This window comes from Polaromonas jejuensis NBRC 106434, assembly GCF_001598235.1.
Classification (GTDB): Bacteria; Pseudomonadota; Gammaproteobacteria; order Burkholderiales; family Burkholderiaceae_C; genus Polaromonas; species Polaromonas jejuensis.
Map to the genome: position 1 here is coordinate 24,588 of NZ_BCYO01000007.1, position 14,431 is coordinate 39,018.

A 14,431-nucleotide genomic window follows, 5' to 3' on the forward strand; every position below is an offset into this window, starting at 1 on the left:
CCCGAGGCATTATTTCGAACTGGAGCGGGGTCAAAGCCGTCACAATCATTCGTGATGCGGGAATAAAACATGGCGATTTGAGGTAAACCAGCAACAAGGGCGAGGCATGACTTGACACCCGAACGCGACAAGCCCGACAGCACCCGATTTGAGGCCCTCATGCTGCCGCATCTGGATGCCGCCTACAGCCTGGCGCGCTGGCTGGTGCGGGACAGCCACCATGCGCAGGACCGGGTTCAGGAGGCGTATCTGCGGGCGTTTCGCTATTTCCACCGGTTCCGCGGCGGTGACGCCCGTCCCTGGCTGCTGCGCATCGTGCGCAACACCTGCTATTCGTGGCTGAAAACCCATAGCCAGCAGGCCGAGATGCTGGAGTTCCACGATGAGGAGCTGCACGGTGCCAGCGACCCGGACGATGCCTTCGGCGGAAATCCGGAGACGCTGCTGTTGCGCCAGGCCCAGCGCGAGGAGGTGCTGTCGGCGGTCGAGGCCTTGCCCCTGCATTTTCGGGAGGTGATCGTCTTGCGGGAAATGGATGAAATGACTTACGAGTGCATTGCTGAGGTAATGGACATCCCTGTGGGAACGGTCATGTCACGCCTGTCGCGCGCACGCGCACTGCTGCGCCAGGCCTTGAGTCACCCGGAGTAAGGTTTTACGCATGAACACCAACAAGGACAGAGACCTCGATGAACGGCTGAAGGACGCGGCGCTGCATCGCGGCAAGGCGCCCGCGGCACTGCGCCAGCGCATCCTGGACGACATCGCCAAACATTCCACGGCCAAACGCCCGGGCTGGCGGGACTGGTGGGACTGGCGCAGGGCCGTGCTGCAAGCGCTACAGCGTCGCTGGATGACCCTGGGCACCGGCTTTGCCGCCGGGGTGCTGGCGAGCGCCGTGGCCCTGCAGGTGCTGGTGGGCTGGCCATCGCCATCACCCTCGGCCGCGCCGGAGGCACTGAACCGTGAAATCGTCGCCAGCCATGTGCGCTCGCTGATGGCCAGCCATTTGCTCGACATCCCCTCGTCGGACCAGCACCAGGTGAAGCCCTGGTTTCTGGGCAGGCTCGACTACTCGCCAACGGTGCACGATCTGTCGGCCGCCGGCTTTCCCCTGACCGGCGGGCGGCTTGACTACATCGATGGCCGGCCGGTCGCCGTGCTGGTGTATGCGCGCGGCCAGCATGTGATCAATCTGTACACCTGGCCGGCCGCTGGCAGCAGCTCACGCGCTGACAGCGCCGCGTCGCTGCAGGGATTCAACCTGCTCGGCTGGACGCAGTCCGGCATGCGCTTCCGGGCGGTGTCGGACATCAGCCCGGCCGAGCTGGCGCAGTTCGCCCGGCTGGCCCGCGCGGCGCCGCCGCCCTGATCCGCTAACCCGCTAACTCGCGGGGAAGCTCAGTGCGCTTTTTCCCAGTTTTCCCCCACCCCAATCTCGGCCAGCAGGGGCACCTTGAGATCGGCCACGCCCGCCATCAGGCGCGGGATTTCGGTCTTGACCCATGCCACCTCGGCCTCGGGCACCTCGAACACCAGTTCATCGTGCACCTGCATGATCATCTTGGTGCCGCGCTTTTCGGCATCCAGCACCTGCTGCACCTTGACCATGCTGAGCTTGATCAGGTCGGCCGCCGTGCCCTGCATGGGCGCGTTGATGGCGGCGCGCTCGGCACCGCTGCGGCGCGGGCCGTTGGGTGAATTGATCTCGGGCAGGTACAAACGCCGGCCGAACACGGTTTCCACATAGCCCTTGCTTTTGGCGCTTTGTTTGGTTTCGTCCATGTACTGCTTCACGCCGGGGTAGCGCTGGAAGTATTTGTCGATGTAGGCGGCGGCGGCCTTGGTTTCAATGCCCAGGTTGCGCGCCAGGCCAAAGCTGCTCATGCCGTAAATCAGGCCGAAGTTGATGACCTTGGCATAGCGGCGCTGCTCGCTGCTGACTTGCTCCACGCTCACGCCAAACACCTCGGCGGCGGTGGCGCGGTGCACGTCCAGGCCTTCCTTGAACGCGCGCAGCAGCGCCTCGTCGCCGCTGATGTGGGCCATGATGCGCAGCTCGATCTGCGAGTAATCGGCACTGGCGATGACGCTGCCGGCGGGCGCCACAAAGGCCTCGCGCACGCGCCGGCCTTCGGCGGTCTTGACCGGAATGTTCTGCAGGTTCGGGTCGTTGCTGGACAGCCGGCCCGTGACGGCCACGGCCTGCGCGTAGTGCGTGTGCACCCGCCCCGTCTTGGGATCGGCCAGTTGCGCCAGCTTGTCGGTGTACGTGCCCTTGAGCTTGCTCAGGGACCGGTGCTCCAGCAGCTTGGCGGGCAACGGATAGTCCTCGGCCAGCTTCTCCAGCACCTCTTCGTCGGTGCTTCGCGCGCCGGTGGCGGTCTTCTTGACCACCGGCATACCCAGCTTGTCAAAGAAAATCTCGCCCAGCTGCTTGGGGCTGCCCAGGTTGAAGGGCTGGCCGGCAATCTCATAGGCCTCGGCCTCCAGCTGCAAAATGCGCGCGCCCAGCTCGCCGCTCTGCTTGGCCAGCATGGGCGCGTCAATCAGCACGCCGTTGCGCTCTATGCGGTACAGCGTCTCGCTGCTCTGCATTTCAAGGTCGTAAATAAAACGCAGCTTGTCATTGGCCTCTATCTGGGGCCACAGCACGCGGTGCACGTCCAGCGTCTGGTCGGAGTCTTCGCTTGAGTATTCCGCGGCCTTGGCAACATCGACCTGGTTGAACCTGATCTGGTTTGCGCCCTTGCCGCACAGGTCTTCGTAGTTGATGCCGCTGCGCCCCAGATGACGCTCGGCCAGGCTGGCCAGGCCGTGCGGCTTGTGCACTTCCAGCACATAGCTTTGCAGCATGGTGTCGTGGGCATAGCCCTGCACCTCGATGCCGTGGTTGGCAAACACATGGCGGTCGTATTTGACATGCTGGCCCAGCTTGGGCTTGGCCGGGTTCTCCAGCCAGGGCTTCAGGCGTGCCAGCACCTCGCCCTGCGGCAGCTGCTCGGGGGCGCCGGGGTAATCGTGCGTCAGCGGGATGTAGGCGGCCGCGCCGGGCGTGACGCTAAAGCTGATGCCGACGATTTCGGCCAGCATCTCGTCCAGCGAGGTGGTTTCGGTGTCCAGCGCCACCAGCTCGGCCGCCTCGATTTTGGCCAGCCAGTGGTCGAAGGCTTGCCAGGTAAAAATCGTGTCGTAGGCCAGCGTGCTGGTGGCTTGTTCCGGGGCGGCGGCGGCTGGCGGCGCCTCTTCGGGCTCGTCAAACAGGCTGGGCCCGGCTGCTTGCGTGGCCCGTTTCGGCTTGGCCGCTGCCGGCACCGCGGGCTGCGCCTGAGCGGCATTGCCGCCCAGCGCCCGGACCAGGCCCTTGAACCCGTATTGCTCATAAAAAGCAGTCAGGGCCTCCATCTGCTGGTCGCCTATAGCTATCGAATCCATAGCAGGCAGGCCGTCCACATAGCCATCCAGTTCGCAATCGGTCTTGATGGTCAGCAGCTCGCGGCCTTTCGGCAGCCATTCCAGCGCCTTGCGCAGGTTCTCGCCGGCCACCCCCTTGATGTCGCCGGCGCGCGCCACCAGCGCGTCCAGCGAGCCGTATTCCTGCAGCCATTTGGCGGCGGTCTTGGGGCCGACTTTTTCAACGCCGGGCACGTTGTCCACCGCGTCCCCCACCAGGGTCTGGTAGTCCACCATCAGCGCGGGCGGCACGCCGAACTCGGCCGTCACGCCGGCCACGTCGCGCTTTTTGCCGTTCATGGTGTCGATGATGGTGATGTGCTCGTTGACCAGCTGGCTTAAATCCTTGTCGCCGCTGCTCACGATCACCTCTATGCCCTGGTTGGCGGCGGTCACGGCCAGCGTGCCTATCACGTCGTCGGCTTCCACGCCGGGCACGTCCAGCACCTTCCAGCCGAGCAGGCGCACCACCTCGTGGATGGGCGCGATCTGGCTGCGCAGGTCGTCGGGCATGGGCGAGCGGTTGGCCTTGTACTCGGGGTAGAGCGCGTCGCGAAAGGTCGGCCCCTTGGCGTCAAACACGCAGGCGGCGTAGTCGGCCGGCACTTCCTTGCGCAGGCTTTGCATCATGTTGATCATGCCGCGAATCGCCCCGGTGGCCGCGCTAGACGGGTCGCCGGGGACCACGCGCAGGTCGGGCATGGCATGAAAGGCGCGGTACAGGTAGCTGGAGCCATCGACCAGCAGCAGTGTTTTTTTGTCAGAGCTCATGGGGCCAGATTGTCGGGGATATCCGTAAAGCGCTCCAGGCAGGCGGCCAGGCACTGGCGATGCCGTGGATGACAAGCCGGGTCGCTGTATTCGCCACGCGCTCCACCCCACTTTTGACGAGGCTTTTGACAAGGCCTCTGGCAGGCCCTGCCACGCCCGGATTCCTTGGTAGGTCGGCCCTCGCAAGCCTACAATGCAGGTATGAAAACCGCTCTTCGCCCTCTCATTGCCGCTGCGCTAGCAGTGCTGCCGCTGGCTGCGGCCGTGGCCCAGACGCAGGCGCCCGCGCAAAATGCCGCGCCCGCCGTGGCGACAGAGGCGAAGCCAGCCGGCTCCACGCGTCCGGACAAGAAAATCCAGCGCATACGCACCGAAGACGCCGGCACGCGCATTGATGAGCTGCGGGTCGGTGGCGAGACGCAGCAAATCACGGTGCAGCCCAAAACCGGCGGCGCCGCTTACGAGGTCAAGCCCGCCGAGGGCGCCCGCGGCGCTGCACCCGCCGCCACCAACACCGACACCAATGGCTCGCGCGTCTGGAACGTGCTGAAGTTTTAATTCAATAATTTCCAGTACAGGGTTCAGTTTCAGGCATGGCCGTATTTACCGAAGTCTCGTTTGACGAGGCTGCAGCGTTCTTGCGCTCTTTGAATTTGGGGCAACTGCAGAGCATCAAGGGCGCTGCAGGCGGCATCGAAAACACCAATTACTTTGTCGACACCGATCAGGGCCAGTACGTGCTCACGCTGTTTGAACGCCTGACATCCGAGCAGTTGCCGTATTACCTGCACCTGATGAAGCACCTGGCGGGGCACGGCATTCCCGTGCCCAACCCGGCGGCGGACGCCAAGGGCAACATCCTGCACCGGCTGAAGGGCAAACCCGCCGCCGTGGCCAACAAGCTGCGCGGGCACAGCGAGCTGAACCCCACGCCGGCCCATTGCACGAGCATGGGCGAGATGCTGGCACGCATGCACCTGGCCGGACTGGACTACCCCCGGCGACAGCCCAACCTGCGCGGCCTCGCCTGGTGGAATGAGACCGTGCCCGTGGTGCTGCCACACCTCACGCCCGATCAGCGCAGCCTGATCCTGGGTGAGCTGGCCTACCAGAACCATGTCGCGGCCATGTCGGGCTACCGCAGCCTGCCGCGCGGCGCCATCCACGCCGACCTGTTCCGCGACAATGTCATGTTCGAGGACGGCCGGCTGACCGGTTTTTTTGACTTCTACTTTGCCGGCTGCGACACCTTTTTGTTTGACATCGGCGTCTGCCTCAACGACTGGTGCATTGACCTGGACAACGGCGCGCAAGACGCGGCGCGTGCCGCTGCCTTCATGGCGGCCTACCAGCGCGTGCGCCCCCTGACGGCCCAGGAACGCCGCCTGCTGCCGTCCCAGCAGCGCGCCGGAGCGCTGCGTTTCTGGATTTCACGGCTGTGGGATTTCCATTTGCCACGCGAGGCCGCCGTGCTCAAGGCGCACGATCCCGGCCATTTTGAACGCGTGCTGCGCCAGCGGCTTGCACACCCTTACCTCCTGTAAACCCATCGGAAGTCCGGGTCACAAGCCCGGCCTCATGCCATGAAATTGAATATTGTTCCCGCGCGCACAGGTCTGACATGGGTCAGGCTGGGCATCACGACGTTTATCCGGCAGCCGCTGGCCATGTCGGGCCTGTTCTTCATGTTCATGGCGCTGCTCTCCATCGCCACGCTGGTGCCCTTTGTGGGCGCGGCGCTGGCGCTGGCCCTGCTGCCAGCGGCCACCCTGGGCCTGATGGCCGCCACCCAGGAAGCCACCAAGGGCAAGTTTCCCATGCCCTCGATCCTGATCAGCGCCTTCCGCGCCGGCCAGCAGCGCGTGCGGGCCATGATGGTGCTGGGCGCCTTGTACGCCGTGGGTTTTCTGGCCCTGATGGGGGTCTCGGCCCTGTTCGATGGCGGGCAGTTTGCCAGCCTTTACCTGCTGGGCGGCCAGATCAGCGAAGAACTGGTGCAGCAAGGCAACTTCCAGCTGGCCATGTGGGTCGCGCTGGCACTGTACCTGCCGCTGTCGCTGATGTTCTGGCATGCGCCGGCGCTGGTGCACTGGCACGGCATCACGCCGGTCAAGAGCCTGTTTTTCAGCTTCATGGCCTGCTACAAGAACTTTGGCGCGCTCACCGTGTTCGGCCTGGCCTGGATAGGCGTCTTCGTGGCGGCCGCCGCCCTGGTGTCGCTGGTGGCCATAGTGCTGGGCAACCCCATGTTCGCGGCGGTGGCCATGTTCCCCATGGTCCTGGTGATCGTGGCGATGTTTTTCACCTCGATTTACTTCACGTTTCGGGACAGCTTCCTGGCCACGCCCGACGACTCGCTGCCCGACCATGGCCTGGGCACGCACCCAGACCTGTCCTGAGCCTCGGGCCCGCTCCTAGACCACCGTGAGCTTGGCCACGCTCAGCGCCAGCCATTTCACGCCATGCCGCGTGAAATTGATCTGCGCGCGGGCATCGTCGCCGCTGCCTTCCAGCATCAGCACTTTGCCCTCGCCAAACTTGGCATGAAACACTTCCATGCCGCTCTTGAGCCCATGCGAAGGCGCATTGCGCTGCGGCGGCACCGGCGGGCTGGCAAAGCGCTCCGCACTCCCGGATTTTGAAGCAAATACGCTGCTGGCCCAATCTCCACGGCCGCCACCAGCTCCTGAATTGCTAGCGCCATTCCAGCCACCCGCGCTGGTTCCCAGGCCGGACGCAAAGCCCTGGTTCCTTGGCGTGATCCACTTGAGCGCCGCTTCGGGCAGTTCATCAAAAAACCGGCTCTTGAGGTTGTAGCGCGTCTGGCCATGCAGCATGCGGGTTTGCGAATGGCTCAGGTACAGCCGCTTGCGCGCACGCGTGATGGCCACGTACATCAGGCGGCGTTCTTCTTCCAGGCCGCCCTGGTCGCTCATGGAGTTTTCGTGCGGGAACAGGCCCTCTTCCAGTCCGGCGATGAACACGCAGTCAAACTCCAGGCCCTTGGACGAGTGCACCGTCATGAGCTGCACGGCATCCTGGCCGGCCTGCGCCTGGTTGTCGCCGGACTCCAGCGCCGCGTGCGTCAGAAAGGCCACCAGCGGTGACAGTGTTTCGCCGGTATCTCTGTCGGGCACCAGCAACTCGGGCAAGGGTTCATCCAGCAGGGTCGCGGGGTCCAGGCCCTGGCTGGCGGGCGACTGGGTCAATGTCGAGTTAGGGCCTGCGCCCAGCTCATCCACAGGCATGGCCACGGCGTCTCGGCCAAAGCCTTCCTGGCTCACAAAAGACTCGGCGGCATTCACCAGTTCGGCCAGGTTTTCCAGCCGGTCCTGGCCTTCCTTTTCGGTTTTGTAATGCTCTTCCAGGCCGCTGTGCTGCAACACCAGCTCGATGATCTCGCGCAGCGTGAGGCCGCTGGTCTGCTCGCGCAGCACGTCCAGCTTGGCGACAAAGGCGCCGAGGTTGGCGCCGGCCTTGCCGGTGACGGCACTCACGCCGTCGTGCAGCGAGCAGCCCGAGGCGCGCGCGATGTCCTGTAGTTGTTCGATGCTGCGGGCGCCTATGCCGCGCGGCGGAAAGTTGACCACGCGCATGAAGCTGGTGTCGTCATGCGGGTTCTCCAGCAGGCGCAGATAGGCCAGCGCGTGCTTGATTTCGGCGCGCTCGAAAAAGCGCAGGCCGCCATACACGCGGTAGGGCACGCCGGCGTTGAACAGCGCCGTTTCCATCACGCGGCTTTGCGCATTGCTGCGGTACAGCAGCGCAATGTCCTTGCGCGCGCTGCCGTCGCGCACCAGTTGCTTGACCTCATCGACAAACCACTGCGCCTCGGCGAAATCGCTGGTCGATTCGTAGACCCGCACCGGCTCGCCGGGGCCGGCCTCGGTGCGCAGGTTTTTACCCAGACGCTTGCTGTTGTGGCTGATCAGCTCGTTGGCCGAATCCAGGATGTTGCCGAAGCTGCGGTAGTTGCGCTCCAGCTTGATCTGGTGGGTGACGTCAAACTCGCGCACGAAGTCGGTCATGTTGCCGACGCGCGCACCGCGAAACGCGTAAATGCTCTGGTCGTCGTCGCCCACCGCCACCACCGAGCCGCCCGGCATGGCCGAAGCGCCCTGCGCCGCGTCAGGCCCCTGCCCCGCCAGCATCTTGATCCAGGCGTACTGCAGCTTGTTGGTGTCCTGGAACTCGTCGATCAGGATGTGGCGAAAGCGACGCTGGTAATGCTCGCGCACCGCCGCGTTGTCACGCAGCAGTTCGTAGCTGCGCAGCATCAGCTCGCCGAAATCGACCACGCCCTCGCGCTGGCACTGCTCTTCATACAGCGCGTAGATCTCGACCTTTTTGCGGCCTTCCTCGTCACGCACGGGCACGTCCTTGGCGCGCTGGCCGTCTTCCTTGCAGGCGGCAATAAACCACGCCAGCTGCTTGGGCGGAAAGCGCTCGTCGTCCACATTGAACTGCTTGCACAGGCGCTTGATGGCCGACAGCTGGTCCTGCGTGTCCAGGATCTGGAAGCTCTGCGGCAGGTTGGCCAGCTTGTAATGGGCGCGCAAAAAGCGGTTGCACAGGCCATGGAAGGTGCCTATCCACATGCCGCGCACATTCACCGGCAGCATGGCCGACAGGCGCGCCAGCATCTCCTTGGCGGCCTTGTTGGTGAAGGTCACGGCCAGGATGCCGCCGGGCGAGACCTGGCCGGTTTGCAGCAGCCAGGCGATGCGGGTGGTCAGCACCCGGGTCTTGCCGGAGCCCGCCCCGGCGAGAATCAGGGCGTGCGTGGCCGGCAGGGTCACCGCAGCCAGTTGCTCTGGATTAAGATTTTGCAGGAGGGGAGAGTTTGGCGCGACTTCTGAGAACATCCCTCATTGTAGAAAGCCCCCGATGAAACCCTTCACGACCGCCGCTTCAACCCTGGCTTTTGCGCCCCTACTGGCCGCCCTGGCCCTGCTGGCGCAGCCGCCCGCCGCGCAAGCCCAGTCGTTTTGCGCCAGCGACGGCCAGCCGCGGCCGGTGCAGCTCATGGAGCGCTTTATCAACGCCAACTGCGAGAGCTGCTGGACCGACCCGGCCACCCCCATAGCGGGCGCCGGTGTCATCGCCCTGGACTGGGTCGTGCCCGGTGACCAGGGCGACGACGCTCCCCTGTCGGCCGTGGCCACGCGGGATGCACTGGCCCGGCTGGAGGCCCTGGGCGAGCGCGTTCCCGCCGCGGCCAGCAGCCGCAGCCATCCGGTGAAAGCGCTCAAGGGCGCCACCCTGCGCGTGGCGCACGGCCTGCCGCTGGCCGACTACGTGGGCGCATCCATAGAACTCAAGCCGATTCCGGCGGCCGCCAGGCAGCAGGTGTGGACCTCCTGGCTGGCGCTGGTGGAAGCCTTGCCGGCCGGCACCGAAGGCTCGCCGACCGCGCGGAATCTGGTCAGAAACCTGCTCCAATCCACGTGGGATGGGCGCAAGAAGCTATCAATAACGGAGCAAAACCGGTTTTTTGAGGCGCGTTCCATGAACATCGCCCCGGCCGCCGACCGCAACCGCCTGCGCGTCATCGGCTGGGTGGAAGACGACAAAGGCCAGGTGCTGGCGGCGGCGCAGTCACGCTGCGAGCGCTAATGGGCGTTGGGGCTTTGAAAGGCCCGTAAGCCCCCAAAAATCAGCCTCCTCATATAACGGGTATACCGCCCAAACCATCACGACATGGCGCGCAGGCGCTTAGAATCAGTCACCGGGCCCAAGCAATTGCGCCCGGTTTTTTGTTTTCAGGGCTCGCTCTTTCCGCTGATCGCCTGCCGACAAACCCGGGCCAATCCAAGCGCCTTCTCTGTTCATCAACAGTTTTTTCAGGAGCTTGGGAATCATGGAAATTTTCGACTACGACAACATCCTGCTGCTGCCGCGCAAATGCCGCGTGGAAAGCCGCGCCGAATGCGACGCCAGCGTCACGCTGGGCGGACGCAGCTTCCGCATCCCGGTCGTGCCGGCCAACATGAAAACGGTGGTCAACGAGGAAATCTGCGCCTGGATGGCAAAAAACGGCTACTTCTACGTGATGCACCGCTTTGACCTGGACAACGTCCAGTTCGTCAAGGACATGCACGCCAAGGGCTTGTACGCCTCGATCTCGCTGGGGGTGAAGCAACCCGACTACGACACCGTGGATAGCCTGGCCGACCAGGGCCTGGTGCCCGAGTACATCACCATAGACATTGCCCACGGCCACGCCGACACCGTGCAGAAAATGATCGGCTACCTCAAAAAGAAACTGCCGGCCTCTTACATCATTGCCGGCAACGTCGGCACGCCCGAAGCCGTGATCGACCTGGAAAACTGGGGCGCCGACGCGACCAAGGTGGGCATTGGCCCGGGCAAGGTCTGCATCACCAAGATGAAAACCGGCTTTGGCACCGGCGGCTGGCAGCTGTCGGCGCTGAAATGGTGCGCCCGCGTGGCCACCAAGCCCATCATTGCGGACGGCGGCATACGCGAGCACGGCGACATTGCCAAGTCAGTGCGCTTTGGCGCCACCATGGTGATGATCGGCGCCCTGCTGGCCGGCCTGGAAGAAAGCCCCGGCAAAACCGTCGAGGTCGACGGCAAGATCTTCAAGGAGTACTACGGCAGCGCTTCGGACTTCAACAAGGGCGAGTACAGGCATGTCGAGGGCAAGCGCATCCTGGAGCCCGTCAAGGGCACGCTGGCCGATACCCTGCGCGAGATGGAAGAAGACGTGCAGAGCTCGATCAGCTATGCCGGCGGCACCAGGCTCATGGACATCCGCAAGGTCAACTACGTGATCCTGGGCGGCGACAACGCGGGCGAACACCTCTTGATGTAAGCCCAGCCCTGCTCGATCCTTAGCGAGGACTCAGCCCTTCAGCCCCTTGAGGCCCAGCAGTTCAAGCGCGAGCCGGTGCAGGCGATGGGGCGGCTCGACCAGCGCGTCCAGCACGGTGAAATGATTGCGCCCCGGCAGAGCCTCACAAACCGGCACGGTTTTAGCGCCCCAGGCTTGCCGGATCAGCAAGTTCTGGCGCAGGTACTCGGCACTTTCGTCCGCGCCCGTCACGCTGTAAAGCCGGCCCTGGCTGGGGCCTGGCAGCAGTGCCGGGCTGGCTTGCCGGACCTGCCCGGGCGTCAGGCGCAAATCCTTGAGGAAAGGGGTTTGCCGGATGGGCTCCAGGTCGTACAGACCCGAAATCGACAGCGCGCTCCTGAGCAGCTCGGCTGGCAAATCGTTCGCATACGTCTTCCAGGCACAGTTCAGCAGCATGGCGGCCAGTTGCCCACCCGCCGAGTGTCCCACCACCGTGATGCGCCGGGGATCGCCGCCGTAGCTGGCCACATGCCGCCAGGTCCACGCCAGCGCCGCGACCATTTGCAGGGTGATCTGGGGAATACTGACGGCAGGACTCAGGGCGTAGTTGGGCACCACCACGCAGGCGCCAGCCCGCGTGAAGACCGGCGCAATGAATGAATGATCGGCCTTGTCCAGCGCGCGCCAGTAGCCGCCGTGGATAAACACCAGCACCGGCGCCCCCGGCTGAGGCCGCTGGCGGCCCCCGGCGCTGAAGTCACCGGCCGGAAAAATATCCAGCGTCTCGGCTGGACCGTTGCCGTAAGGTACATCCAGCCGGCAGGGCAAGCGCTGGCGCGCGCGCCGGGAATCCTCGGCCCAGCGGCCGAAATGCTCGCCATGCTCGGGCACCCGGGCGCGGTTGTTGTACATGCGATCCAGCCACGCCGGGTCCCAGGCGGATAAAGCACTGTTCATGGGCCTTCTTTCAAGGTATTGCCGGCCTGCATCTTGGCACAGCTTTCCTTGGTGCCGTCACGCTGTACTGGCGGTGCCTCCGGGCAGGCCCTCTTGAGCCCCGTTTTGGCCCGCCCATGAAAAAGGCCGCTGCCCACCTTCCGGTGGGCAGCGGCCCTGGGCACTTCATTCAGGCCGGCGGCGGATCAAAAAAGATCAGTCACGCACGGGCTTGGAAAACTTGCCGGGCTTCCTGGCCATGTCGCGGGGCACAAACACCTTGCCGGCCGGCTTGGCGAAACCGGGCTTGCGGTTGGCAAAGTCAGGGCGTGGGGCGAAGCCTTCGTTGCGTGCGCCAAAGTTGCGGTCTTCGCGGGGAGCAAAGCCGGCGTTGCTGTTGCCAAAGCCGCGGTCGTCCTGACGGCGCGGGCCACGGTCGTTGAAACCGGAGCGGTCGGCATAAGCATTGCCCTGAGGCGCGGGACGGCCCTGGAAGGCACCGCCGCGGTCATCACGATTGCCGCCAAAGCCGCCGCCGAAACCACCACGGTCGTCGCGGTTGCCGCCGAAGCCGCCACCAAAACCACCGCCGGCGGGTTTTCTGCCTGCGTAGCCACCGCCGCCGAAGCTGCGGCCGCCACGATCACCACCGAAATTGCCACGTGGGCGCTCGGACGTCGCGGGGAAACGCTGCTGGGGCTCCAGGCCGGCAATCACACTGGGCTTGAGGTTTTGCTGCGTGTAGTGCTCGATATCGCCAATCTTGCGGCGGTCGCGGAACTCGGCAATCGTGATCGCCTGACCGCTGCGGCCGGCCCGGCCGGTACGGCCAATGCGGTGCACATAGTCTTCGGCCTTCATCGGCAAGCCGAAATTGACCACATGGGTAATGCTGGGCACATCCAGGCCGCGGGCGGCCACGTCGGTGGCGACCAGGATCTGGACGCGGCCGTCGCGGAAAGCCATCAGGCGGCGATTGCGCAGCCCCTGGCTCAGCGCGCCATGCAGGGCCACGGCGCTGAAGTTTTCCTGCACCAGGTCATTGGCCAGGCCGTCGCATTCCACCTGCGTGCTGGCAAACACCACCACCTGGTTGATGGAGCTGTCGCGCAGCCAGTGGTCCAGCAACTTGCGCTTGTGCGTCATGTTGTCGGCCCAATGCAGGGTCTGCGTGATGGAGGTGTGCTTGTCTTGCGGCGAGTCGATCTGCACGCGCTGGGGTTCGCGCATGACGCGGGTCGCCAGTTGCATGATGCGCGGCGCGAACGTGGCGCTGAACATCATGGTCTGCTGGCGCTGCAGCGTCAGCTGGTTGACTTCGGTCAGGTCGTCGGCAAAACCGAGGTCCAGCATGCGGTCGGCTTCGTCGACCACCAGGAACTGCACCTGGTCGAGCTTGATCTGCATGCTGCGCTGCAGGTCCAGCAGGCGGCCTGGCGTGGCCACCACGAGGTTGGCGTTTTGCAGCTTGGCGATTTGCAGCTGGTAAGGAATGCCACCCACCACGTTGGCAACACGCAAACCGCGGCAGTGACGCACGAGGTCGATCGCATCGGCACAGACCTGCTGGGCCAGTTCGCGCGTCGGGCACAGAATCAGCGCGCCAGGCGTGGCGGCCTTGAAGTTGCGCGGGCTGGTCGGGTCCTTGCGCTTGGGCTTTTTCGGGGGCGCTTCGCCGCGGGCGATGGCTTCCGCGCTCAGGCGTTCAAATTCAGCGCGTTCCTGGCGCTCGGCGGCTTCCTGCTGCTTGAGCAGGGTGTGCAGCACGGGCAGCAGGAAGGCGGCGGTCTTGCCGCTGCCGGTCTGGCTGGAGACCAGCAAGTCGGTGAATTTTTGCGCGGCGGGGTCGGCATCCAGGGCCTGCATGGCCTTGGGAATGGTGGCCATCTGCACGGCGGTCGGCTGGGTAAAGCCCATGTCGGCGACGGCCTGCAGCAGTTCCTTGGCCAGGCCCAGCTTCACGAAGCCGTTGGGCTCGGCGGCGATGGCTTCCAGCGACGTGGCTTCGGCGGCCGCATCGGAAAAGTCAGGGATCACCTTGATTTCAACATCGGAAATGATGTCAGAAGCCATGTCGGTGTTGGCTTCGGGCAAAAAGTCGCCACGAGCCTCAAAAGAGTCAGTCATGTTTTTTCTCACTAATCACCTGCAAGCAAGGTCTTTGGCACCGAGCCAAAAAAATTGAAGCAGGAAACTACACCTCCTGCGATGCAGAAGGCTTCGTTCATGGTTAATAAAACATCAACCATCAAACGAATATGCGGTTCAGGAAGAAACTAGCCTGAAGCGGTGACTCTGTCGGTAGAGTCCAAAAGTGTGAGGTAGATGTACAAATGCAGCGCACCCTGTGCAGCTGCAAGCCTTTGATTATAGCGTGGTTTACGGGTTTCTACCAGTCCCCTTGCCGGGCCGGGGTTATTCCAGCCCCTGGCGAGTGGCCGCCACGGAGCCTGG

General features: G+C 64.3%; 12 protein-coding genes. 7 read left to right on the plus strand and 5 right to left on the minus strand.

What is annotated here, in order from left to right; all coding sequences use genetic code 11:
• Window positions 1–111 precede the first annotated feature (111 nt).
• Together PJE01S_RS10415 and PJE01S_RS10420 are read left to right on the plus strand one after the other, a co-directional pair.
• Entirely contained in the window at window positions 112–651 is a 540-nt protein-coding gene (locus PJE01S_RS10415) for a sigma-70 family RNA polymerase sigma factor (protein WP_245660720.1), read from the plus strand.
• Between the two features lie 10 nt (window positions 652–661).
• Window positions 662–1,372 carry an anti-sigma factor family protein gene (locus PJE01S_RS10420; protein WP_068833487.1) on the plus strand — a complete coding sequence of 237 codons (711 nt, stop codon included), beginning with the start codon at window positions 662–664 and terminating at the stop codon, window positions 1,370–1,372.
• Between the two features lie 29 nt (window positions 1,373–1,401).
• Here the strand turns inward: PJE01S_RS10420 and polA are convergent, their stop codons facing one another.
• Complete coding sequence (gene polA, locus PJE01S_RS10425) at window positions 1,402–4,224, minus strand: DNA polymerase I (protein ID WP_068833490.1); 2,823 nt, start codon at window positions 4,222–4,224, stop codon at window positions 1,402–1,404.
• Between the two features lie 201 nt (window positions 4,225–4,425).
• Between polA and PJE01S_RS10430 the strand changes: the two genes are divergently transcribed.
• From PJE01S_RS10430 to PJE01S_RS10440, 3 genes are read left to right on the plus strand one after another with little or no spacing between them, the layout of a single operon-like run.
• Window positions 4,426–4,782, plus strand: coding sequence for a hypothetical protein (locus tag PJE01S_RS10430; RefSeq protein ID WP_084389458.1), 357 nt, complete (start codon window positions 4,426–4,428; stop codon window positions 4,780–4,782).
• 35 nt (window positions 4,783–4,817) lie between these two features.
• Window positions 4,818–5,768 (plus strand): homoserine kinase, encoded by a 951-nt coding sequence (locus PJE01S_RS10435; protein WP_068833492.1) that lies wholly within the window; start codon window positions 4,818–4,820, stop codon window positions 5,766–5,768.
• 39 nt (window positions 5,769–5,807) lie between these two features.
• Entirely contained in the window at window positions 5,808–6,623 is an 816-nt protein-coding gene (locus tag PJE01S_RS10440; RefSeq protein WP_068833494.1) for a BPSS1780 family membrane protein, read from the plus strand.
• A 15-nt stretch (window positions 6,624–6,638) separates the two neighbouring features.
• Here PJE01S_RS10440 and PJE01S_RS10445 read toward each other — a convergent pair whose 3' ends face one another.
• Window positions 6,639–9,089, minus strand: coding sequence for a UvrD-helicase domain-containing protein (locus PJE01S_RS10445; protein WP_068833496.1), 2,451 nt, complete (start codon window positions 9,087–9,089; stop codon window positions 6,639–6,641).
• Between the two features lie 22 nt (window positions 9,090–9,111).
• Between PJE01S_RS10445 and PJE01S_RS10450 the strand changes: the two genes are divergently transcribed.
• Window positions 9,112–9,840 (plus strand): hypothetical protein, encoded by a 729-nt coding sequence (locus PJE01S_RS10450; protein WP_245660722.1) that lies wholly within the window; start codon window positions 9,112–9,114, stop codon window positions 9,838–9,840.
• A 105-nt stretch (window positions 9,841–9,945) separates the two neighbouring features.
• Here the strand turns inward: PJE01S_RS10450 and PJE01S_RS25115 are convergent, their stop codons facing one another.
• Window positions 9,946–10,086, minus strand: a complete 141-nt coding sequence (locus PJE01S_RS25115; RefSeq protein WP_157090285.1) for a hypothetical protein — start codon at window positions 10,084–10,086, stop codon at window positions 9,946–9,948.
• Here PJE01S_RS25115 and PJE01S_RS10455 point away from each other — a divergent pair.
• Window positions 10,085–11,062 (plus strand): GMP reductase, encoded by a 978-nt coding sequence (locus tag PJE01S_RS10455; RefSeq protein WP_068833498.1) that lies wholly within the window; start codon window positions 10,085–10,087, stop codon window positions 11,060–11,062. The two genes, PJE01S_RS25115 and PJE01S_RS10455, sit on opposite strands and share 2 nt — an antisense overlap.
• A gap of 30 nt (window positions 11,063–11,092) precedes the next feature.
• Here PJE01S_RS10455 and PJE01S_RS10460 read toward each other — a convergent pair whose 3' ends face one another.
• Both PJE01S_RS10460 and PJE01S_RS10465 read right to left on the minus strand, forming a co-directional pair.
• On the minus strand, window positions 11,093–11,998 hold the full coding sequence (locus PJE01S_RS10460; protein WP_068833500.1) for an alpha/beta hydrolase: 906 nt from the start codon (window positions 11,996–11,998) through the stop codon (window positions 11,093–11,095).
• 195 nt (window positions 11,999–12,193) lie between these two features.
• A complete protein-coding gene (locus PJE01S_RS10465) occupies window positions 12,194–14,104 on the minus strand; it encodes a DEAD/DEAH box helicase (RefSeq protein ID WP_068833502.1) in 1,911 nt (636 codons plus the stop codon).
• Window positions 14,105–14,431 lie beyond the last annotated feature (327 nt).